We start from the raw sequence: 22,866 nt of genomic DNA, 5'->3' as shown, positions 1-22,866 counted from the left end.
ATTAAAAACCTTTTTGGTTATTAATACTTAAAATGACAAAAGAATAATTAGTAAAGATAGTCATCAATTGGATATGAGCAAGTTCAGCTTATTTGAAAATGAAGATCTACTCTTTAGTTCTATAGAGATAGAACCACTCTATTTAGCCTCCTACAAGGTTTTAAACATCATTTGGTAATCTGCTAGGTAAATTACTTTTGAACCTTCTTAAACGGAAAATATAGGCTTATACAGTCACAAGTTTAGCTATACCAACTGAGATTTATGGAAGAAAAGTAAAAACCTAGAAACTTTTATCAACACGTTACCAAAGACAAGTATCTGATCATTAAATTGTTTATCAAAAAAAGCCCTTGTCTCAGCTGAGACAAGGGCAATCTATATCTAATTATTAATCCAAACTATTGTATGCTTTTAATCTTGCTTTATCGACCAATCTTTGAGCATTGCCAACTTTGTTAGGTGCTGCCACCTCTCTTAATATCAATAACGATTCTAGCACTATCGGCATCAGAGTCTTGACCATATCATCCTGATTTGATGTATTCTCTTCCATTTTTGATCCTTCGTCGTCCGACTGTAATAAGTGCAGAATCTCACTAATATCTCCTTTCATAAACTGAAGGTCTTCAAGAAAGTTATTGGTATCTGACTCCAGCTTTTTCTTTAAGTAGCCACCAGGCGTTTGCCCTGCCTCTGCTGCTATCGCTTCTAGTTTTAGGTAGATTTCTGGCTTTAATCTAAATGATACGGTAGGAGTACTCATGAATATCCTTGTTTGCAAATTGTAGACAGCAATATATCATAAAAATCAGCAACTTAAATCAATTTTGTTTGCACTTTGCATGCAGAAAAAAGCGTCTTAAATCAGGTAAGTTGCTGATTCAAGACGCTTTTTTTCATCCCGATAGGGTGCGTAAGGTGTAGTCATTAAATTGGATAATTTAATGACCAAAAAGCAGGTAGAAAAATCGGTTATTTTCTACCTGTCGTAAGCCTTTTTAGCTAAAAAGGCTTATAAGAGCGTTACGTTAGTAAATCGTTAGCTAGATATGAGCAATTTATGAGCAATTGCTGTATGATTGATTGAAAGTTAGCAAATCGTTAGCAAAAGGGTAGTAAATCGTTAGTTAAATATGAGCAATTTATGAGCATTCTTATAATTGAGATAATTGGCTTCAAGAATAGAGGGAGATAGAAATTTATGGCTAAGAGAACAAAGTTTTCCAAGTTTCGTGATCTTTATGAGGTGATCGAAGAGCTGGCTGTTTCATATACCTATGAAGGCGTGGTTGAGATATTAGCTGAGCGTCATGACCTCATTCTAACGACTGGCACACTGACCAATTATCTCTATCGCTATAGAAAAGAATCAAAGGAATTATCTGTCGCTACAGATAATTCTAGCAGTGATATTGAGATTAAGCCTGAGGTTAAAAAACAAATTTTTGTTGATTTGTATTCTAGTGACCCAATCCAAGACAGCAATACAGAACCTAGTGATGAGCCCTATGTACAGCCCACGCATGAAGAATTAGATACGGCTATGAAGAGGTTTGAAGCGAAGCAAGCAAACAAAAGAAATAGATCTCTTCTTGATAGGTAAATTTTTGATAGTAAATGAATAAAAATTTCATAAAGGGACATTTTCCTAGTGTAAGAAGGAGCAATCTATGAGTATTGAAGGCATATCAGTAGCAAGTAACCATTTTATGATGTTTGAAGAGGCGCAACGAGAATACTACCGTCAAATGGGGCGTCTTAACACCTTTGGTTTAGAAAACGAAGCTCATAGCGATAGCATACGTAAAAAGATGTTTGAGCTAAAAGATGAGGAAAGTAAGCTAAGAGAATATAGCGCGAGCGAACTCTACGTCATACAAAAACAGCTAGAACAGAAAATTGATGATTTCCTACGTGGATTAGATGGGTAGCGCGTTACTATCACTATTGTGAAAGACCAAAACCCTAAAATTATTGAATTAGCATTACTTATCGCTTATATTAAATGTACATAAATAAGCGATAAGTAATGCTATGAGCACAACCAATTATAATATCCGTCTCGATCAAGAATTAAAAGATAAGGCGTTTTCGGTGCTGGAGGGCTATGGTTTAACGCCTTCGCAAGCGATTAAGTTATTTTTGCATCAGGTCGCAGAAACCAATAGCATACCGCTGTCTTTTGATTATCAGACAATGCCTAGTACCAATACGCTTGAAGACGGTGATCAATGATTGAATTTGAATGGGATGAACAGAAAAATAGCAGTAATCAACGCAAACATGGCTTATCCTTTGAAGAAGCAGCTCGGGTATTTCTTGATCCCTTGTGTTTGCGACAGCAAGACCGATATGAAAATGGTGAAGAGCGGTGGCAAGCGCTTGGCGCAGTGAATGGAGTGGCGGTATTACTGGTCGCTCATACTCAAAGAGATAGTGAGGGTGGTGAGATTATTCGTATCATATCAGCACGACCTGCTACCAAAGCTGAAAGGAGGTTTTATGAACAAGGTTAGCTATAAAGCAAATGAGTTACCATCTTTAAGCGCTGAGCAAGAAGCAAACTTGCAACGATTGGCGGTGCTTTCAGATCATGATATTGATTTGTCTGATATGCCTGAAGTAACGGACTGGTCGGGTGCGACTCGTGGCAGCGTAGTATCATCTGATTCTATGGTCGGTGCCAGTATCGTGAGTCCTAGTATCATTGCTAGATTCCAGGATAAGGCAAAAAAGACTGGTGGAAACTACCAAGATATGATTAACGATGCGCTAGAAGAGTATTTGTTAGATCATTAGTCGATAAAACCACAGCGTCTAAAACACCCACCACTTTTTCTTTTTCTCAACCGTAGCTACGATTGAGTTGTATGTTTTCTCTCTCTCTTGTTCAAGTGGCGGCTCATCGCTTATTTCAGCTTGTTTAAACTCTAGCAGTCTCACTTGCGCGAAATCTTGAATACTGGCGTTGGCTTTATCCAGTGTTTTGTTCAACTGTGCTATCTGCTCTTGATAATTCTCTATTAACTTCTTTTGATCACTCACCTGTTGGCTGAGGTGTTCATTTTTGAGCTTTTCAAGCGCTAATTGGTGTTCTATTTCTGTATTGTACTGAACACTTTGACTGTTCAGCGATGTACTTTGGACGGTGTTCACTGAACGTTCAGTACGTTTTTTAGAAATTGGCTCACCGAACACTCGCAACATTTCTGAAACGTCTATTTTCTTGTCTGCGGTTCTGGAAAGCTCACCATTATTGGCTTTCTGATAGATGGTCGTTCTTGAGACACCCCATTCTTTTGCTGCTTTCGTCACCGATATGTTCATGGTTCACCTAGTGTTCAAGTACGTTTTTAGCAAGTGTCCAGTACAACTGTACAGAACGTTCAATGAACAACTATGGCATTAATATTGATACGAGACAAACTGAATATTTAGATCGCTTTATATAAGTATAAGAATTACTCCTAGGAGGGTTGATCTTTACAATGAGCTTCCCAAAACAAGTCACCAATGTCTGCACTTAATTTTTTAATTACATGTTGTGTAATTAATGAATCCATGTCCGAATAAATTGTAAACAAACCAACTGAAATCTGTGTAAGAGATAAAGCTGTTAATTGGGCAGGGTCTGTCATTCCGGAATTACTTGGTCCTGCTAATAAAACCTCTTCATTAGCTTCGGCTAACCCAAGTTTATTTCTAATTCCATGTATGTTTGCGTGTATATTTTGGCTCGCCCACTTATAGTAAGGGCGAAGGTGGTCAAGATTAACGGCTTCTTCTAGATCGAAAAAGTTGGGAGTTTTCTTGTTTAATGCTTCTGCCGCCCACCCATAGTTGCCTTTAAAATCTTTTCCGTATTTATTAATTGCTTCGTCTCGAGCTGCCTTACACTCTATGAGCTCTTCTTCAGAAAACCCTTCAATACTTAATCTTGACTGATATTTCTTATACTGCACCATAGCTTTATAAGACTCTATTACTTCATGATCACAATATCGAGTGGAAACCTCATTTGCATGATCAAGTAAAAACATAGCTGTAACTGCTACCTCATGTAGTGCACGCCATCTTGCATGTGCAGCATCAGCGAACCCTCCTTTGAGAAGCCAGAGTATCTCTGACGAGATATGACAGGCTCGAGCGTGCAAACGAACTATCAGACCAAATTTCACATTCTGCTCTTGAACCGCAAGCTCTGCATAAGTGTTATTGAGTTCTCCGGCTGCTTCGGAACACACGATAATCAAGATTTCTAAAGCATCAAAACCGTTTTTCCACCTTTCGATATTTCTATTTACGAACCCATCTGTATAATCTCTAGTCCACCTTAGTTGCTCTTCAGAATCTTCTTTTAGTGAACTAATAATACTGTCAGCTATTTCTGGAATAGACTCATGGATAAAACCTGAAGTTAAAGAGTCTAATTCATCTTCTGATAAATTAGACTCTTTGGCTGCTTGATCTAACATTTCTTCAAATATATTCTGAAAAGAATCCATGAGTCACTCTTAGTTAATAATGAATATTAAGCAGCATTTTCCATTTGGCATTCTAGAATCGATAAGCTCTGACGGTATTCAGTTGCATCAGCAGACATTGTCCAATGAGCCTCTAATCCGGCATCCTCTACATAATCACGAATTTCTTGTAATGTAACTTCAAAAAACTCTTTACGACTGTTGACCTTGTTAACCGAGGCTAAATCAAAATAACTGTGTAATTCTTTCTCTAAAGCTGGAGCATCTTCGCTGTAAATCATAGCGTGCACATCAAAGACGAATGGTACAGATGCACTGGATAACTCCTTAACACGATCTAAAGGCTCTAGTCGGCGAGTCATGCCAATTTTATAAATATCTTCACCAAAACTACCGACATTACTAATAATATATACATGCCCTCTTCTAGTTTGCTGCGCCATTGATAAAGAACGCTCTTTACGCGACTCTGCTTCTACTAATCTCTCATTGAGTTCTTGCAATTGGAGCTCATACTGCTGTTTTTGTTCAGCGGAAGCATATGCTAATTCTTTACGTACTTTATTCATGGCTTCTCTTACCATCTGCTCGTCTCTTTTAGCCTCTTTTAAGGCTTGCTGTATTTCACGATCAGCTGCTTCTTCTTCACGCATTTGAGCGTTAATGTCACGCTGCTCCTCAGCTTCAGACATTTTTTGGTATTTATATTGATAATACACAGTACACTCTTGCATTTTTAGCTCTACATAGTTTAAAGAGAGGCCAATTTCTAAGCTAATTAAGCGTTTCTCTAACTTTTCTGCAAGTTTCTCTATTCTAGTTAATACGGATTCATAATTATTACTATTTATCTTGTTGATTAAGTAGTCACTTTCACTATTGAAAGCAAGGACCAATAAGTGACCTTGGTCTTTTAACAAACGTTTATCATATGTGGCATTACCCGTTATTTCTATATAATCTGGATAAGTGTATGCAGTAGCCTCTCTAAGCATTATTTTTTGTTTTTCTCGGATAGCTTTAAGCTTTTGATTATATTCTTTGCTGGTTGCTTCCCCATAAGCAGGTAATGGATAAAAACCGTAATCCACATAACTTTTCATGTCTGTATAAAGTGACAATTCACTCTTCAACTCTGCAAGTTGATCTTCCAAGTCTGATAAATTTTTCTGTTTATAAGGCATCTGACTGAATGCTTGTTCTATAGTCTGCCGACTAGCTTCCATACGTTGTAGATCACTAGTTTTATTTTCTAGTTGATTCAGCAGTCTTTGTTTTTGTTCTATCTCTACATTTAGTTTTACTATCTCATTCGTCGATTGTTGTTTTTCAATTTCGTATTTTTGATTAGCTTTCCACAGCTCGTCTTTTACGACTTCAAGCTTGGCATACCATTGAGTGAACTGCTTTTTAATACCATTGAGTGAACCTAGGTTGTTGGTGAAACGCTTGTGTGCAACAATAAAGCCAATGATAAATGTAATCGTAGAAACAACGACCAAAACACTAATATCAATCCCTGTCATAAAACCATCTCCAAATCTAATAGCCTTTCTTTAAGCTGCTCACGCGCCTCAACTCGCATTGCTAGCGCTACTTTTCCACGCTCAATAACCTCCTTTCGATACTCTTTTTCAGCTTTAATCTTTTCGCGTCTATAAGCCTTCTCTTGTTGAGTACGCTGTCTTTCTAACTCTTTATTTCTCTGATTCTCTTCTCTTAATCTAGTTTTTTCCTGCCGTAACCTTGACGCACGAACTCGCTTTTCTTGACGTTCTTGTTCACGTTGGATCTTTTGGTAGGCTTTATACACTTTTCTAACAGTGGGTACGAATTTTGGTTTAGCCATAACTTAGCCTTAATCTAACTTACTTTTGTACATTCTAGCCATTTAGACTCTCTTTGCTATCTTTATCTACTATTAAGTGTATGAGAGATTTATTTAATAATTTTCAGCCGTACCAAATTCTGGATTATTTTGAAATAAGATTTCAAACACTTCATCATGTTCTGATTTATAGGCCAAGGCAGCTCTTTGAGCCAGTACAACTTCAATGTAGAATGATTTTGCTGCCTTCTCAGTATCCGTTAATCTATAAACTCTACCTTTTTCTGTTATTTTCTTTAAGTGTGCCTGAGCGTTTATTAAATCATGCTCTGTAAGGTCTTCGAACGAAAGGTTTAGTGCCTCTAGTTTTTCGTAAAAGTCATAACATTGAAACTGCGCGTTCAGATCATAAGATATTTTAAGCTCATTAAGGGTATCTGTCAGTTCTTCAAAATAGTCATAGGCAGAGTGTCTACCAGGGTCTCTGTTAAACAGTATTCTAATTTTATGAGGCGGTACGCCCATGTTGATTAAAGTCTTGATTGTTCCAATACTATCGGCTATTAATTTGGGTGATGAATCAACCACTGGCACCAGAAAAAAATCATAATCTTCGTGACAACCCATCATTTGAGTCATCCTATCAATAGTACGTTCGTATTCAGATATCTCCACCTCAACAATGACTGACGTATCCATCATTAGCTCTATATGTACATTTATAAGCTTTTCTGCAGGCGCAGAAACCTCATCTCCACTAATATTTCTATTGTTGTATCCAATTCTGAAATATACTGGATCTTGGAGGCGCGGTTTAACTAGCCACCTGCCACTAATAGTCTTACCTGAATTTCCAGAAGAATTTATAATACATATTTTTAACTGAGGTTTAGGGTTACGTGTTTGATGGGTAGCATGAATCATTTGATTACATCCTTGTAATCTCATTAGTGTTGAGAATCTCTGTACGTTGTATAAGACCTAACATACATGATTATGTGCGTTAGGTCTTTCCAGATCCTTGGAAACTATTGCGATTAATTGACGTGAACACTGTGCGATTTTTTGAATGTCTGAGTAACTGTGATTTGATTTTAAGAGGCTAGCGATAATCTTACGCTTCTCTGTATCTTTCTTACGTCCTACATATTTTCCTTCTGCCTTAGCACGAGCGATACCTTGCATCTGACGGTTACGGCGATCTCCGTAGTCCTTTCTAGCAATGGCAGCGAGCATATCAAGCATCATCGAATTGATGGCCTGTAATACACTATGACCCCTGCCGTCAATCCCGTATATATAAACTTGGGAGATTTTGATTACGCAGCCTGACGATAATAATCAAACCACACCTGTCTTGGCGATTTATAGCCTAAACCCTTTTGAATCCTAGTCTGATTATAATATAACTCAATATATCCAATGATATCTCTGATAGCTGCAAACCTTGTTTTATAGTCTTGGTGATATACTAGCTCGTTCTTCAATATGTCCCAGAAGCTTTCTATGGGTGCGTTGTCAAAGCAGTTGCCTTTACCGCTCATTGAACCTGTAAACTGATGCTGCTTGATGATCTTGTGGTAAGCATGGCTACAGTACTGACTGCCTCTGTCAGAGTGAACGACTAGCCCTTTGCTTGGTTGTTTATTCTTGATGGCCATGTTCAATGCTTTGCATACTAGATCTGCGGTCATTCGCTTATTGATCGCATAGCCGACCAGCTCTTTGGTATATAAATCTTTGACTCCCGCTAAATACAACCAGCCCTCAAGCGTCCAAATATAGGTGATGTCACTGGCCCACGCTTGGTTAGGGCGACTGGCATCAAACTCTTGATCCAACGCGTTTGGATAGACCAGTTTGTTGTGATTGGAGTCGGTGGTGACTTTAAAGCGTTTGTGGCGACGGCATTTGATGCTGTATTCCTCTTTGATGCTTCTGACCATGTAGGGACTGATGTTATGACCTTGCTCACTTAGATGCGCATGCAGACGCTCAACACCATAGCGCTCATGAGTTTCACTGTGAGCGGCTTTAACGAGTAGCTCACAATGGTTGCGATGTATCTGCTGCTCGCTGATATCGCGACTCAGCCAGTCGTAGTAACTTGAATGCTTAACCCTTAGCACGCGGCACATAGTGGTGATGGTAAAGAAGTGCTGGTTATCTTTGATGAAGGCGTACCTGACTAGCTGTTTTTCGCGAAGTACGCCGTCGCCTTTTTTAATATCTCTCGCTCCTCTTCGGCAACTTTGAGCTGTCGTTTGAGCTGCTTTATTTCTTGAAGAGCTGTTATAAGATCAGGGTCGTATTGCTCTGTGCCTTTGAGCTTGCCTTGGTTGGCTTTGTTATGCCAATTCGATAGCGTTTGCATGGCAATGCCAAGCTGCTTTGCAGTTGCTGAGATATTGCCATTATTGTCTGATATCTTCTTAACGGCTTCAGCTTTAAATTCTGTGCTATAGGTTCTTATTTTCTTGACCATGATAAACTCCGATTAATATGCTTAGTTTACCAAGTTTACTTGTACGGTTTCTTCAGCATAGCTCAAACAGATCTTGGCGGTCATAAAAGTTGCCCCAACGCTTATAATTATTATCCGTTCTCGACTCAGGTTTATAAGGAATGGCGATGTAGGTTTGAATTTTATTAGTGTCCTAAATTAGTTGACCACTACAATTTTTTACTTACAACACGCAACCTTTTTAACACACGTTGATTATAAATCTTGTTTTTCAAGGTGCTAATATAATTGAGTAATACTTAACTTAGATAACATAAACTACTGATTCTAATAACTTTCATCTTGTATTATCACAGATTATTGTTTATCGATATTTTGCAATCTTTACTTAATTGGAGAAATTATGCGTGCTTTAACCTACCATGGTGCTAAAGATGTGCGAGTGGACAATGTCCCAGAACCTAAACTGCAAGAAAAAGATGATGTTATTTTACGTGTGACTGCGACTGCAATTTGTGGCTCAGATTTACACTTATATCGTGGCAAAATGCCTGCAACCGAGGAAGGCGATATTTTCGGTCATGAGTTTATGGGTGTGGTTGAAGAAGTAGGCTCTGAAGTCACTGCTGTTAAAAAAGGCGACAGAGTTGTTATTCCTTTTGTTATCGCATGTGGTAACTGCTTTTTCTGTCAGCTTGACCTAATGTCTGCTTGTGAAACTACAAATACAGGCCCAGGCGCTGCTATTAATAAAAAAATAATTCCACCACCGTCTGCTTTATTTGGTTTTAGCCATTTATATGGTGGGATTCCTGGTGGGCAAGCAGAATTTGTACGGGTTCCTAAAGGTAATTTTGGTCCGTTCAAAGTACCTGGCTCACTGTCAGATGAGAAGGTTTTATTTTTATCCGATATTTTACCGACTGCATGGCAGGCGGTGACTAATGCCAATATTACTAAAGGTTCAACCGTAGCTATTTATGGTGCGGGTCCTGTGGGGTTATTGTCAGCAGCTTGTGCCAAAATGTTAGGCGCTGAGCAGATCTTCGTGGTAGATCATAATGACTACCGTTTGCAGTATGCCAAAGATACGTACGGGGCTATTCCGGTTAATTTCGATAAGGTAGATGCTGCTGAATTCATCATTGAACAAACCAAAGGGCATCGCGGCGTTGACAGCGTTATTGATGCGATTGGCTTTGAAGCCAAAGGCAGTATGCTAGAAACAATAATGACCAATTTGAAAATTGAAGGGTCAAGTGGTGCAGCTTTACGTCAATGTATTGCAGCTGTGCGTCGTGGCGGGGTCGTTAGTGTTCCTGGTGTGTATGCAGGACCCATTCATGGTTTCTTATTTGGTGACGCTTTTGATAAGGGGCTTACTTTCAAAATGGGCCAAACCCATGTACACAAGTATTTACCACAATTATTAGAGTATATTGAAAATGGTGATTTATCACCTGAAGCTATTATTACTCACCGTATGAATTTGTCTGACGCTGCTAAAGGTTATGAAATTTTCGAAAAGCGTGAAGAAGAATGTCGTAAAGTCATTTTAACTCCTTGATTTTTCAAATTTACCCTTAACTTTTAACATTTAAGAGTTAAGTCATAGCTGCTTTAACGAGATTATCTTAAATAATGGTTATCGTTAAAGCAGCTAGTAAAAAAATCTTTGTCTTGCTTTTCTCTGCACACGGCAAAAAAATCACCCCCCAACCGATTTTCATGGGTTTAGGGATTAAAAAACTAACTAACTGTCTTAGATGGTCTTAAAGCTTAGAAATGTAAAGCACAATAAACTTTCTTATATTTATCAGGATCATCTTTATTAGCTACAAACCCTTTGCTAAACAACTTTACTGAGTTAAATGTTTCACCTTCATCATTAGTTATCATAACAATCAAGTTTTGATCTTCAAAACTTTGAAGTTCTTTAATCAGCTCTTTAATTGTCTTAGTTCTATCTTCCCATTGCACTATAATCTATTGTAAGTATGCCTATGACAAACCAATTTCACTGGTGCGGTTCCATAGTGAGGACTTGAACCTTAGGCTGTGAGATATTGCTATTAGTACTCTAAATCCATTTAGATAAAATCAGTGTACATAGCAATGTAACTTTCAAAATGTAAGGTTGAGTATAAAAACCGGGACGAATAATAATTATTCAAGATTATCTTTTACTTTGAAAGGTTCTGAGAATTGTAGAATTAAGAAATTAACAACTGATAATATAATCGCTATCTCATAACGTCCATAAGCAACAGAGATGCCGATAGCAGCGGTATTCCATAAACTTGCAGCTGTCGCAGTGCCTTTTACCGTATTATCACCTTTAAAAATAGCCCCACCACCGATAAAGCCCATGCCCGTAATAATTGCGTACATGATTCTCGCTTCGGGTTCTGCTGCACCTCCATGATAGATATCGACAGCCACTAGCATGAAAGCACAGGATGCAATACTGACTAATGGGAAAGTTCTGAGTCCTGCACCCTTATCTTTCATCTCACGATTAAGCGCAATCGGTAGGGAAAGCACGAAGGCAATTGCTAATTGAATTAGGTGATATACCATTAATTTTAAGTTTAAATCAAATTCAAACATGGTTTATTGCACTCTTTAAAAGAAGGTTAAATGAACAGGGGTGATTATCGTTATTTTTAATGCGTCGAAGATGACTTATTACTGCGTAATTTACCAATCATGGTGACAATAGCCACGACAATAACACCGACGGCTAAACCCACCAACGCATTTAAGAGCATGGTTGTCACACTTCCAAATATGCCAGTTAGGTGCGCTAAGTCTTCCACTTCATGATGCAAAAAACTGATCCCGTGCACTAAGATACCGCCGCCCACTAGAAACATAGCTAATGTCCCAGCAATCGATAGAAACTTCATCAGCTTTGGTGCCGCAGACAATAAAATCCCACCTATTTTCTGCTTTGCACCGTTCGTCTGTTTCATTAGGTAAAGACCTAAATCATCCATTTTAACGATACCCGCTACTAAGCCATAAACGCCTACTGTAATGCCAATAGCAATAATAGACAGCATCACGCTCTTCTCTAAAAGCGTCGCTCCAACTGCTGAGCCGAGTGCAATTACGATAATTTCAGCCGATAGAATAAAGTCGGTGCGCACTGCACCTTTGATTTTGTCCTTTTCAAAAGCAACCAAATCAATCGTCTCATCAGCATTGGCACGTAGACGGGCTATTTGTTCTTCATCGTGAGGTAAGATATGTGGCCAGAACTTATGAATGATTTTTTCAGCACCCTCATAAGCCAAATAGACACCTCCGCACATCAATAAAAACGTGACTAATGGCGGGTAGATGGCACTAATCAGCAACGCTAACGGCACTAATATAAGCTTGTTAACGAATGAGCCTTTGGCAACAGCCCAAACTACTGGCAGCTCACGGTCTGCTTTAACACCTGAAACTTGCTCTGCATTAAGGGCTAGATCATCGCCCAATACACCCGCCGTTTTTTTAACGGCAACCTTGGTCATAAGTGACACATCATCTAATATCACACTGATGTCATCAAGCAAGGTTAATAAACTGGCTCCTGCCATGTGTGCTCCTTTGCGTCTATTTATATAAATTAATTGATAGGTTTTTTATTAAAGTCTTTCTAATGTTTTTTGGTGTCACCGACAATCTTATCCATCAAAGCAAATAACAGGCCTGACAGTACAAACGTCATATGGATAATCACTTTCCACATCAATCTATCAGCATCACCTTCGCTCATCTCTTTAGGTATATCCATAAATGATTTAAGAAGATCAATCGCAGAAATGGCAACGATGGCACCAATCACTTTGAGTTTTAGCCCAGAGAAATTGATTTTCCCCATCCATTCAGGGCGGTCCTCATGATCTCCGGTATCAATTTTTGAGACAAAAATCTCATAACCACTAAATATGATGATAAGCAATAAACTTGCGACTAATGACATGTCGATAAGCGCCAACGTACCAACGATGACATCGGCTTCAGATGCACTGAACACATGAGTCGTCATATGCCACAGCTCTTGAAAAAACTTAATAAATAATAAAATGATACCGAGAACCAATCCCAAATAGAACGGTGCTAGCAGCCAACGACTATTAAATATGGTTTTTTCTAATCTTTGTTCAGCTTTCTTCAGCATTTGTGTCTCTTGTTGTTGGAAATATAAATGTTTGAATATGATGTCTATTATTAGGTAATAAAAAGCAATGCATGTTAGAAAAAAGGTTATACCAATTATTTGGCATAACCTGTTATTAACGATATTCTAAGATAATAATTTTTTGCTTTACATTGTCTACACTCTAAGCAGTGAGTTTTGCCTGTTGCTTACGATGTTTCAGTGAAGCAAGCAGGGCCCAACCAATAAAGGCAATACCGATTAGTCCTGTAATAAGTTCTGGCACATGAAATTTCACCGATAGCAGCATGATAATGGCTAAAGCGCCGATGGCATAATGCGCGCCGTGTTCAAGATAGACAAACTCATCAAGCGTGCCTTTATCCACTAAGAAGATAGTCATCGAACGTACAAACATCGCACCGATAGCAAGACCCAGCATAATCACGATAACGTCATTGGTAATCGCAAAGGCGCCAATTACGCCATCGAAACTGAATGAGGCATCGAGGACTTCTAGGTATAAGAAGCCGATGATACCGCCTTTCATAATCGCACTGGTCGCTGCTGCGCCCGAGCCATTTTCTTTGTTTTCTAAATCTTCTTCGAGGTCACCTTCAAGCATACCCGAGACCACTTGGACGCCAAGGTATACCAAGATACCCCAAACACCAGCGATTAGAACAGCGGCGGATTGCTCAGGATTGGCAAATGATACGGCAATCATCAACACAATAAGCGCCACAAAGACGCTCATGGCATCTACTTTGCCAAGCTTTGCCAAACGGCTTTCAAGCCAGTTAAACCAGTGCACTTCTTTATCGTCAAAGATAAAGTTTAAGAACACCAATAATAAGAAAATACCACCGAATGCAGAGATTTCAGCATGGTGTGCCATTAAACGGGCAGAGTATTCTTCTGGTTGATACAAAGCCAGTTTGATGACCTCTACCATAGCAAGCTCAGCAGTTACTGCGACAATGACAATAGGGAATACCAAGCGCATCCCAAATACAGCAATCAAAATACCAACGGTTAAAAATATCTTTTTCCAAAACTCATCCCAGCCTTTGAGGACTGAGGCATTGACCACCGCATTATCGAATGATAATGAGATTTCCATGACGGCCAAAATCGCGGTAATAGATAAGGTTGCGATCAAACCACCCATCCCGCCATGTGAATATCCCCACCATGCCGCGATCGCTAATGCAATGGCGGTAAAGATGAAGTCTAAATAAAAATGTCTCATGACACATCCTGTCTGGTTGCGTAAAGCTAAGTGTATCTACTAAAAGTATGAGGCATAAAAAAAGTGGCTATCGTGAGCCACTTCCCTATGTGATTTTTAATAGAATATAAAGTATTTTTTTAAAATATTCTATTAAAAATTGTCACTGTGTTTTTTATGCTTTGGCGATTAAAAACACCTTATATTTTAATAATAATCCTAAGCATAAGATACTGATTAAATAGAATTATGCTACGTAGTTTAGCTTCTGTATTAGCCTTACTTAGAAAAATGCGAATTCCTCTCACAAATAAAATTTTGCTGTTTTGGGTATACCCTAGTGATACCAGTAAAACAAGCCATAATTTGAGCTAATGAGTTACCTAGAATGGACAATGTTAGCAGGACTATTAATTGTCTAATAGTGATAGAAACTATGCCACCGCTGACCCCTCTAGTTGTTTTAGGCCAATCGTTCTCAGTCTTCCTTGGTCATCAACTTCTTTAATGACTAATAACCACTCCTTATTAATCACAACCGTATCGCCTGCTACGGGTGCCATCTTTAAGCTATCCTTAATATATTCAGCAACCGTTTGTTCCCACATATTTTTCGTGTTCAGGGTATCTTCTAGAGATTCGAATTTCATCCTATCGGTAAAGAAAGGCACATCTTTAAGTTTGACACTCGGCGATAGCATCCAATCGCCATAAAAATCATCGATGGCTCTACGGTCTAACGTAGTGTCATTAAAAACAGTCGCAATCTGATCGGCATAATCGCCACTCATGGCATACCATACGCTATCGCCAAATTTGAGCTTATTCTTTTCATTAATTGCCAAGATTTTCTGACCACGCACCAAGGCAAAAACATGGATTCCTTCAGGGCTGATACGCGTAGATATATCCCTCGGATGACGACCAATTGCAAACGCCCCTAACTTTACCTCAAATTCATACAACGTAATACTTGCTCTATCTGACACCCACACTTCATGCTCTTCTTTTGGGCCCTTATTGTTAGGAATACGCACCTTAAACAGATTGGCCATAAAAGGAATGGTCGTCCCTTGTAACACCAACGATAAGACCACCACCCCAAAAGCGATATCAAACAGCATAAAGGCATTGTCCACCCCTGCAATCACTGGCAACATGGCAAGGGTAATGGGCACCGCACCACGTAAGCCGACCCAAGAGATAAAGCCGATCTCTCTATTTTTAAATTTAAACGGTAAAACACTGGTATAGACTGCAATAGGACGAGCCACTAAAATCATAAAGGCAGCAATGGCCACTGAATAAGGCCAAACTTCAAGAACGTTCGATGGCGTGACCAATAGGCCCAATACCACAAATAACACCGCTTGCGACAACCACGCAAAGCTGTCCATCACGCGCATGACATGCTCAGTTGAGCGTACCTTATGGTTGCCAATCATAATACCAGCGATAAAGACCGCGAGAAACCCACTACCGCCCAGTAAGTTAGTGGCAGAAAACACTGCTAAACCCGCCGACATTATTAAAATGGCATACATACCTTCTGCCAAATGTATCTTGGGTAATAATCGAGATAGGAAATAACCAAAGAACAAGCCCATTCCTAAACCAAAACTAAGCTGTTGTAATAGTAGGCCTAAGAAGCCTAGCGCTGTCTGTCCGGCAGGATCAACATTTAAAGCAATCAATCCAGTGACTAACAGAATCGCTAAAGGGTCGTTGGCGCCCGACTCTAATTCAAGCGTGGCTTGGACACGATCATTTAATTTAACACCGCCATTACGCAACAGTGAAAATACCGCTGCCGCATCGGTTGAACCCACGATTGCTGCCAGTAATAAGCCAAAGCGCCAATCGACATCCAGCAGCCATGTGACGAATACACCTAGTATCATGACTGTCGCAAGTACGCCCCAAGTGGCCAGTGTGATGGCTGGTTTTAAGCCAACTCGGAATGATTTAACAGAGGTGCGCAACCCACCATCTAACAAAATACAGGCTAGGGCTGCTTGTCCGACAAAATTGGCTATCGCATATTGAGAAAATTCAATACCCAAGATACCTTCTTCACCAGCGAGCATCCCGACGACTAAAAACAATAGCAAAAGTGGAACACCCAAACGCGCCGATAACGTACTTGCCATGATACTGGCGAAAATTAATACTGCTCCTACGAGATACACGATATTTAAGGTATCCATGTTTCATTAAGCCCTATTTTATAATACTAAGCTGTTTTAACCAGAACGGGAGTAACATTTACCCATTACTTTCAACGGTTAATTATTGTTTTAACATACTCCTTAAGAATAACTGAGCTATGCTTGTATGTTGGTAAATATCTTATTCTATTATTGCTAAACGAGTCATATTATGAAAAAAGAGACACTGACAGGACTATCTATTATTATATTTGCAGCATTTTATATTTGGATTCAAAATGGCAGTAACCCATTTGATAAAAAAAGAAATACTGAACTCGAACAAGCTCAAAAAACAACAAAGATTGCATTGCTAACGAAGTGCCAGAAAGCAGTACAGCCCATGCTTAAAGGCTTTAAGTCTATGGACATTAAACGAAAAAACACAGACTACAGACGATTAAATAATGGTAACTTTGAAGTCATAACACATTACTACGCTGAAGATAGTTTGGATGCGGCTCCGCTCATTATCGTCGACTGCTTATTCGATAAAGATGGCAGTTTATTAGAAACAGCGCAGGTTAAATAACTTCCAGTATAGCTATGGAGCTGTAGTAGATAAGACTTTAAGTAACACACCTTTTTCTCAAACTTTTAAGCTGCTCATGCTGCTGGCCATTTGCTCAGCCAGTTTTTTAATGTCAGATTGAGTAGTCATTGCTTATTCTCCTGCTATTGGATTATAAGCAGTTACACAGTTTTTAGGAAAAGCTTCTCAATCTGGCATTAAGTTACTGATTCATTTCGGGTATACCCGAGTGGAAACAGCTATATCACCCTTTAAGCCCATTGATAGACCGTTTAAAATACACTAATGCAGTAAAACCACTTCAAGCGTACTATTATTACGCCTATAATCTATTGTAAGTATGCCTATGATAAACCGATTTCACTGGTTCGGTACCCTCGTGAGGACTTGAACCTTTAGCTGCAGGCTAATAATCTCAACGGTTTCATTTGCTAAGATAGTCGCAATGTACTTCATTGTGTACATACAGTGAGCTTTTGGAGCATTATTTTTATTTATATAAGCGCTGCTATAGAGAAAGAAATGATAAGCACTCTCTCAGTTAGATCCTATAGTCATCAAACCAAAGGGCATTCTCATAACTTTCATCAAATTGTTTTACCGCTTCGAGGCGTTATAAACATTGAGGTTGAAAATTATATTGGTAAAGTTACACCAAGAGAATGTGTTGTAGTCAAAGCATACGAAAAACATTATTTTAATGCTGAAGAAAATGCAAAGTTCATTGTTGTTGATACAGATTTTTTACCAGTTCATATTCTTGATTCGGAAAAAATTGTCTTTTCAATCAGCTCAACCGTATTATTATTTTTAGAGTTTGCTGAAAGTCAGTTAAAGAACCAAATTCATGCTGAAATTGAAGCATTGATGTTTACTACTTTCTACAGACTTCTAGAAGAACAAAAATTATTCGTTCAGTATGACCATAGAATTAGAGAGGTAGTGGACTATATTAATAACAACCTTTCTCATAACTTATCGATAGAAGCTTTAGCAGATATTGCTTGTTTGAGTGCTACACAGTTTAAAAAGAACTTTAAGTCACAGACTGGTCAGACAGTAACTGAGTACATTACAGAGCTGAGAATGAAAAAAGCTCAAGCTTTATTACTACATACGGATTCCCCCATTTCTATCATTGCTGAATTAGTTGGTTACACTAATGTCAGTGCATTTAGTCGCCGTTTCTCAAAGTATTTCGGTATCCCACCTTCTAGAATTTTCTAAGTAAAACGCGTCTGATTAATCAATAAAACCGTCCAATCTGCAAAATCCAATATTAATAGCTCTCTATAATAGCATTATTCAATATAACCTTGAGAGTACCTATTATGTTTCAGGTGAAATCCAGTTTGAGCGCTGTTGTATTTGTGGTTATTGCTAGCATTCTTTGGGGTACAACAGGTACTGTATCTGCTTTTACGCCTGATGTCAGTCCTTTAGCAACTGGTGCATTTGCAATGGGTGTAGGTGGTGTGCTGCTAGTAGTAAACGCCAGAGAACACATAATTAATGATAAGATAAAATTAATTTCTCAGCCTAAGGTCTTATTAATAGGAGCGATATGTGTTGCCCTTTATCCATTAGTTTTTTATTCTTCTATGCGTCTAGCTGGTGTAGCTATTGGAACGGTTATCTCAATTGCTAGCGCGCCATTTTTTACGGTAATAATGGAGCGTCTAATCAGCAATAAAAAGATTAGTAAAAAATGGGTAGTAAGTTTTCTATTTGGTGCCGTTGGTGTCAGCTTACTGACTATAGGAAAAACTAAAAATATTGACCTAGATATAGTGGCAAACAATCAAAAATGGGGAATATTACTAGGTTTGGTTGCAGGATTAACTTATGCCACGTACTCGTGGTCAGCACGGCAAATGATAGAGACAGGAGTAGACTCTAAATCTGCAATGGCAAGTATGTTTGGTCTCTCCGCAATCGTATTGTTACCTTCATTACTATTTACAGGCGATAACCTATTTTTAGATGGTAAACATATAACAGCTGCTTTATACATGGCAATTGCACCTATGTTTATAGGATACTTACTTTTTGGTCAAGCACTGAAAGTCATTGAGGCGAGCCAAGCTACGTTAATTACATTATTGGAGCCTATCGTAGCAACGATACTTGCGGTTATTGTTGTTGGAGAGATTTTTTCTCCTATTGGTTGGTTGGGTATGTTTCTAATGATTATTTGTCTTTTACTACAAATAGTTAAAGTTTCAACTCCGAGATATTTTAAGAGAAGTCATATTTTCTAAGAGTTTTGAGTATGCCCCAGCAGAACAACTAAAAAGTGCAAAAACTCTATTAACAGACCACTTAAAACAGACTGTTAATAGGGAACCATCTATAACAAGTTTTTGAATTAAGGGGCTGGTTGCTATGCTTTCCTAATAACATTAGCCTATTCTTAGTAATAAATAAGCCACCCATAAGAGGGTGGCTTATTTGCGCTTGAATCACTTGAATTTATGATTACACATTAAAGCCTATGTGCTTCCCTGTTGGCAGCTCAACATCGATACGAAGCTTACCACCCATAGCTTCAACATATTTTTTCATGGTCGATATTTTAAGATCATTGCCGCGATTTTCTATAGCAGACAATGAAGGCTGTTTAATACCCATGGTTTGAGCCAGTTCTTTTTGAGAGATCTCTAACTCTTCACGGATACGAGACAGCTGGTTTTCTAAAAGCAGTTGCTCTGCCAGTTGTTTAATACGCGCTCGGCTGTCTAAAGAGCGCTCAGCTAACATCTCTTGTAATGTCTTAGTCATATCATGAATCTCCTAAAGTTCTGAGGTGACACTCATACTGTTGGTCTGCAGTGGCTAGCATTTCTTTATAAAAACGCTTTCTATTACCCTTATCACCAATACAAAGCATAATAGCTTGTCGCTTTGGGTCAAAGGCAAAAAAGGCTCTGAGTGGCTTACCTCTGTGCTGAACACGTAACTCTTTCATGTTGGTAAATTTCGAATCATACACAGTATCCACTAAAGGGCGACCTAAGCTTGGGCCTTGTTGTTCTAAAACCATCAAAGCTGCCAGTACTTTTTCTTGCGTTGATTCATCTTGCTGATCAAACCATTGGTTGAACAGCTCTGTTGTGATGACAGTCCACATATAAAAACCAATATATAGATTACAGTCTATATAATACAGCTAATCGAGACAGTCTGCAATTAGAACGAGCAGCTTTAGTGCGTCGTGTTACTGACTTATGACATTATGATCAGCTCTTAACAACCTATTCTTAATAGTGAAAGTATTTTCTATCGTATAACGATACTTGTTTTTAGTTATTTTCGGAGAACTTAGAACCTGATATTCAAACCAAGATAGCAATACGCAAATGATGTTAAAATACAATCAGAGAAGTCTACAGACCACTAAAACACTTGGGAAACGACTAAGAGTTCAATGCCTTTACAGCGCAATAATCACGATTTAAAGGAAAAATAACTTTGTATAAATCAGAGCAAGCAAGACAAGTAATTTATCATCAAGACCCTACTGTTAACACTGACTGGTTAGACGCGGTTACGATTGATACCGACAGCAAGAAAATAACCAAAGCAGAGAACGAGCAGCTGACAAAAGGATTTGTTAGGGGATTGATAGCAGGTAAAGTCATTGGCATTGAGTCGCTCGATGATTTAAATTTCTGAGGGTCTGCTAAAAATCAGCACACCCTCATCATAATGACGAACCCTAAAAAGACAGCAGTTAGGCGGAATAAAAACTGATTGTTGGTGCGGGTGTTGATATTGAGAAAAATAAATAATAAGAAAGCCCGTAAAAACTGGACGTACAACCGACAGTTTGTGTTCTAGGATAGAAGTCAAACTAGAGCATGTTTAAAAAAATCTAGCGGCAACCATCGCAGACAACATAAAAATTTAACCAGCAGTTCCAATTGCTCGTATGAGAACTCTATTATTATCCAATCCTGCCCCCTTAGTTTTTATAGTTAATCAATCAATATACACACTAATCATTCTCAAATGCTAACTAATTGTCTTTTTTCAATTCTTACAGTGGGACTGAACCAGTGAAAGGACCTGATAACCTATCATTAGCCTATACCCAAAACATAAAACCTCTAAACGATAACCTAGCTATCATTAGACTTGTTTCTATTATTAAATGATAGTAATATCTTACTATTATCAATAGACATTAATTATCGAGTCTAAGTAATAGAGGTAGTGTTATGACCGTTCGTATTTATGTGAGAGCCAGCACTAAAGATCAAGACGCTAAGAGAGCTTTATCTGACTTGATTAGCTTTAGCCAAAGCTATGATGATAACCATGTTGAGTATGTTGAGCATTTCAGTGGTACGAAGCTTGATAGACCAGCACTCACTCTGTTACTCAATGATGCTGAAGAAGGCGATATTCTGCTGGTTGAAAGCGTGGATAGATTAAGCCGGCTATCGCAAGATGATTTTGCGATTCTAAAGCAGCGTATCAAAGACAAGGGCTTACGATTGGTGGTGGCGGATTTACCAACGACACATACGGTTAGCGAAGGTATGACTGGAGAGATTCTAAAAGTCATTAACGATATGCTGATCGATCTTTTAGCAACGATGGCAAAGCTTGATAACGATAAGCGTAGAGAGCGAATCAAGCAAGGATTGGCCAATAGCGGATATAAACCTAGTGGCAAGAAGCCGAATACCGCAAAACACAATCGTATTAAAGAATTGGCAAGTCAAAACAATATGACCAAAGAAGAGATCGCTAAGGCAGTGGGTGTTGGGGTGGCTACCGTTTATCGGGTGTTAAAGCAGAGCTAATAGCTATAAAGCAATGTAAGCTAGATACTTGAAGGTCGGCACAGCGCGCGCAAGAAGGGAAGGTCTGAAAGCCAGAATGAAAAAGTTCTCAAAAAGGCTGGCGCTAATAATTTCCACCAAAGCTTGAAAAGAAAGCTCTAAGCAAACCAGTAAGAACAGATAAGCCTAAATCAGATAACAAGTATAAAAAGGCTGTTATCTGATTTAGGCTTATCTGCTGTCATAATTTTCCTGCTTTTTTATGCCTGTAATATGTACTTTGTGACATACCTAGAGCTACCCAAGGTTGTTTCGTACGTGCAGAAGTAGCTACAGCCTTGCGCTTAGAGACCTTTCCACCTTTACTACCTTTGAGTGCCTGTCGATAGATAAACTCGTTATAGTGATATACATCATGCTTCCAGCAGTATTTAGCAATGCTTTTAGCAGTGGCTTTGATTTCTGAGTACGGTAATGGCTCTAAAAACATCATGTTGACGTTCTGAGTGTGTTTAAGTACTGAGTTGAGCCATTGCTCCCAAGTCTTGCCTCGATGCCCTCTAATCGCAGAATAAGCCCAATGGCGAACGGTATCGAACAGGATGCAGTTTCTACCAAGTCCGTACTCTTTCTCTGAATTCGTTAAAGCTCTGAGATCAACAAACTCCGCTAGGTAATTTAGCTCGTAGGCTTCTTTTGTCCATACTTCGGTACGCCAATGCTCGTGCATGGGGTTTTTAGTGATGAAGTTACTATAACCGACGTCTGCGCGAGTTACTCTGACCAGTCCTGCTTGTATCTTAGCGAGATAGTCTAAGGCTTTACGGCTGCCATGCTCACTGGTACAAACAGGCGTTTTTAGCTCATAGACGATATGAGCGTGCCCATTTTCAGGGTTTTGGCTTGTCCACCGTGGCGGTGGTAAGTATTCTTCTGCCCAACGCATTGCGCCATGCTTATGATCAATGTCTAGGCATATAAAATGAGTCATACATGGAGGGTTGTGCTGGATGTACCGCATTTTGACCGCTGTCTTTCTCGGACGAATGGCAAGAGCGCCTAAATCATCGGTACAATAAGGCTTGTGGGGCAGCGTTTCATATATTTCAGGTAGGATTAACATGACACACACTTGTGTTAGTGCGTCTGCTGATATAAAATAACTCGTACGAAA

The 22,866-nt window shown here is 38.9% G+C and carries 27 protein-coding genes and 1 pseudogene; 11 read left to right on the top strand and 17 right to left on the bottom strand.

All coding sequences use genetic code 11. From position 1 onward, the window contains the following. Positions 1-391 precede the first annotated feature (391 nt). Positions 392-766, bottom strand: a complete 375-nt coding sequence (locus Q0895_RS13265; RefSeq protein WP_299189717.1) for a hypothetical protein — start codon at positions 764-766, stop codon at positions 392-394. Between the two features lie 438 nt (positions 767-1,204). On the opposite strand from Q0895_RS13265, the gene Q0895_RS13260 reads away from it, so the two are divergent. The 5 genes from Q0895_RS13260 (at position 1,205) to Q0895_RS13240 (ending at position 2,802) form a co-directional block, all read left to right on the top strand. Beyond that, positions 1,205-1,606: a hypothetical protein gene (locus Q0895_RS13260; RefSeq protein ID WP_299189715.1), complete on the top strand. Its 402-nt coding sequence runs from the start codon at positions 1,205-1,207 to the stop codon at positions 1,604-1,606. A 67-nt stretch (positions 1,607-1,673) separates the two neighbouring features. Beyond that, positions 1,674-1,934, top strand: coding sequence for a hypothetical protein (locus Q0895_RS13255; RefSeq protein WP_299189712.1), 261 nt, complete (start codon positions 1,674-1,676; stop codon positions 1,932-1,934). 103 nt (positions 1,935-2,037) lie between these two features. Further along, on the top strand, positions 2,038-2,238 hold the full coding sequence (locus Q0895_RS13250; protein ID WP_011512369.1) for a type II toxin-antitoxin system RelB/DinJ family antitoxin: 201 nt from the start codon (positions 2,038-2,040) through the stop codon (positions 2,236-2,238). Next, a complete protein-coding gene (locus Q0895_RS13245) occupies positions 2,238-2,519 on the top strand; it encodes a BrnT family toxin (protein ID WP_299189731.1) in 282 nt (93 codons plus the stop codon). The genes Q0895_RS13250 and Q0895_RS13245 overlap by 1 nt, the downstream gene beginning before the upstream one ends. Beyond that, positions 2,506-2,802: a hypothetical protein gene (locus tag Q0895_RS13240; RefSeq protein ID WP_299189709.1), complete on the top strand. Its 297-nt coding sequence runs from the start codon at positions 2,506-2,508 to the stop codon at positions 2,800-2,802. The genes Q0895_RS13245 and Q0895_RS13240 overlap by 14 nt, the downstream gene beginning before the upstream one ends. Before the next feature lie 18 nt (positions 2,803-2,820). Here the strand turns inward: Q0895_RS13240 and Q0895_RS13235 are convergent, their stop codons facing one another. The 7 genes and pseudogenes from Q0895_RS13235 to Q0895_RS13205 all read right to left on the bottom strand — a co-directional run bounded on the left by Q0895_RS13235 (position 2,821) and on the right by Q0895_RS13205 (position 8,800). Next, the gene (locus Q0895_RS13235) at positions 2,821-3,330 is read right to left on the bottom strand and encodes a plasmid replication DNA-binding protein (RefSeq protein WP_299189707.1); all 510 of its coding nucleotides are present in this window, start codon (positions 3,328-3,330) and stop codon (positions 2,821-2,823) included. Between the two features lie 140 nt (positions 3,331-3,470). Then, a complete protein-coding gene (locus tag Q0895_RS13230; RefSeq protein ID WP_299189706.1) occupies positions 3,471-4,508 on the bottom strand; it encodes a DUF5677 domain-containing protein in 1,038 nt (345 codons plus the stop codon). A gap of 26 nt (positions 4,509-4,534) precedes the next feature. Continuing rightward, positions 4,535-6,013, bottom strand: coding sequence for a DUF4041 domain-containing protein (locus tag Q0895_RS13225; RefSeq protein WP_299189705.1), 1,479 nt, complete (start codon positions 6,011-6,013; stop codon positions 4,535-4,537). Further along, complete coding sequence (locus Q0895_RS13220) at positions 6,010-6,336, bottom strand: hypothetical protein (RefSeq protein WP_299189703.1); 327 nt, start codon at positions 6,334-6,336, stop codon at positions 6,010-6,012. The genes Q0895_RS13225 and Q0895_RS13220 overlap by 4 nt, the downstream gene beginning before the upstream one ends. Positions 6,337-6,429: 93 nt before the next feature. Then, positions 6,430-7,239 (bottom strand): hypothetical protein, encoded by an 810-nt coding sequence (locus tag Q0895_RS13215; protein WP_299189699.1) that lies wholly within the window; start codon positions 7,237-7,239, stop codon positions 6,430-6,432. A 57-nt stretch (positions 7,240-7,296) separates the two neighbouring features. Next, a pseudogene (locus tag Q0895_RS13210) lies at positions 7,297-7,587 on the bottom strand (resolvase); the annotation flags it as partial. A gap of 47 nt (positions 7,588-7,634) precedes the next feature. After that, a protein-coding gene (locus tag Q0895_RS13205) for an IS3 family transposase (protein ID WP_299189698.1) occupies positions 7,635-8,800 on the bottom strand; the annotation gives its coding sequence in 2 pieces (ribosomal slippage) (positions 7,635-8,542 and positions 8,542-8,800; 1,167 coding nt in all). A gap of 382 nt (positions 8,801-9,182) precedes the next feature. Here Q0895_RS13205 and Q0895_RS13200 point away from each other — a divergent pair. Then, positions 9,183-10,346: a zinc-dependent alcohol dehydrogenase gene (locus Q0895_RS13200; protein ID WP_299189697.1), complete on the top strand. Its 1,164-nt coding sequence runs from the start codon at positions 9,183-9,185 to the stop codon at positions 10,344-10,346. Positions 10,347-10,558: 212 nt separating this feature from the next. Here the strand turns inward: Q0895_RS13200 and Q0895_RS13195 are convergent, their stop codons facing one another. The 6 genes from Q0895_RS13195 to Q0895_RS13170 all read right to left on the bottom strand — a co-directional run bounded on the left by Q0895_RS13195 (position 10,559) and on the right by Q0895_RS13170 (position 16,370). Beyond that, complete coding sequence (locus Q0895_RS13195; RefSeq protein WP_299189695.1) at positions 10,559-10,759, bottom strand: hypothetical protein; 201 nt, start codon at positions 10,757-10,759, stop codon at positions 10,559-10,561. 186 nt (positions 10,760-10,945) lie between these two features. Further along, a complete protein-coding gene (locus Q0895_RS13190; protein ID WP_011512367.1) occupies positions 10,946-11,389 on the bottom strand; it encodes an MgtC/SapB family protein in 444 nt (147 codons plus the stop codon). Positions 11,390-11,445: 56 nt separating this feature from the next. Then, on the bottom strand, positions 11,446-12,369 hold the full coding sequence (locus tag Q0895_RS13185; RefSeq protein WP_011512373.1) for a DUF808 domain-containing protein: 924 nt from the start codon (positions 12,367-12,369) through the stop codon (positions 11,446-11,448). Positions 12,370-12,428: 59 nt separating this feature from the next. Further along, entirely contained in the window at positions 12,429-12,953 is a 525-nt protein-coding gene (locus Q0895_RS13180) for a TIGR00645 family protein (RefSeq protein WP_011512374.1), read from the bottom strand. A gap of 163 nt (positions 12,954-13,116) precedes the next feature. Beyond that, entirely contained in the window at positions 13,117-14,184 is a 1,068-nt protein-coding gene (locus Q0895_RS13175) for a DUF475 domain-containing protein (RefSeq protein WP_181717143.1), read from the bottom strand. Positions 14,185-14,597: 413 nt separating this feature from the next. Next, positions 14,598-16,370, bottom strand: a complete 1,773-nt coding sequence (locus tag Q0895_RS13170; RefSeq protein ID WP_299189684.1) for a potassium/proton antiporter — start codon at positions 16,368-16,370, stop codon at positions 14,598-14,600. Between the two features lie 172 nt (positions 16,371-16,542). On the opposite strand from Q0895_RS13170, the gene Q0895_RS13165 reads away from it, so the two are divergent. From Q0895_RS13165 to Q0895_RS13155, 3 genes are all read left to right on the top strand, one after another. Then, positions 16,543-16,902: a hypothetical protein gene (locus Q0895_RS13165; protein ID WP_299189682.1), complete on the top strand. Its 360-nt coding sequence runs from the start codon at positions 16,543-16,545 to the stop codon at positions 16,900-16,902. Between the two features lie 468 nt (positions 16,903-17,370). Further along, positions 17,371-18,129, top strand: a complete 759-nt coding sequence (locus tag Q0895_RS13160; protein WP_299189680.1) for an AraC family transcriptional regulator — start codon at positions 17,371-17,373, stop codon at positions 18,127-18,129. A gap of 104 nt (positions 18,130-18,233) precedes the next feature. Further along, entirely contained in the window at positions 18,234-19,163 is a 930-nt protein-coding gene (locus tag Q0895_RS13155) for an EamA family transporter (protein ID WP_299189678.1), read from the top strand. A 217-nt stretch (positions 19,164-19,380) separates the two neighbouring features. Here Q0895_RS13155 and Q0895_RS13150 read toward each other — a convergent pair whose 3' ends face one another. Next, positions 19,381-19,683, bottom strand: coding sequence for a helix-turn-helix domain-containing protein (locus Q0895_RS13150; protein ID WP_068408813.1), 303 nt, complete (start codon positions 19,681-19,683; stop codon positions 19,381-19,383). A 1-nt stretch (position 19,684) separates the two neighbouring features. Beyond that, entirely contained in the window at positions 19,685-20,032 is a 348-nt protein-coding gene (locus Q0895_RS13145) for a type II toxin-antitoxin system RelE/ParE family toxin (protein ID WP_201542191.1), read from the bottom strand. A 341-nt stretch (positions 20,033-20,373) separates the two neighbouring features. Here Q0895_RS13145 and Q0895_RS13140 point away from each other — a divergent pair, with 341 nt between their 5' ends. Both Q0895_RS13140 and Q0895_RS13135 read left to right on the top strand, forming a co-directional pair. Then, positions 20,374-20,577, top strand: coding sequence for a hypothetical protein (locus tag Q0895_RS13140; protein WP_193030879.1), 204 nt, complete (start codon positions 20,374-20,376; stop codon positions 20,575-20,577). Positions 20,578-21,122: 545 nt separating this feature from the next. Next, positions 21,123-21,713, top strand: a complete 591-nt coding sequence (locus Q0895_RS13135) for a recombinase family protein (RefSeq protein ID WP_299189672.1) — start codon at positions 21,123-21,125, stop codon at positions 21,711-21,713. 220 nt (positions 21,714-21,933) lie between these two features. Here Q0895_RS13135 and Q0895_RS13130 read toward each other — a convergent pair. Beyond that, the coding region (locus Q0895_RS13130) for a replication initiation protein (RefSeq protein WP_366139952.1) at positions 21,934-22,866 on the bottom strand (933 nt) is incomplete at its 5' end.

The organism is uncultured Psychrobacter sp., from assembly GCF_947495825.1.
Taxonomy (GTDB): Bacteria; Pseudomonadota; Gammaproteobacteria; order Pseudomonadales; family Moraxellaceae; genus Psychrobacter.
The sequence above is the reverse complement of the archived record's forward strand: the minus strand, read 5'-3'. Positions and strand labels throughout refer to the sequence as shown.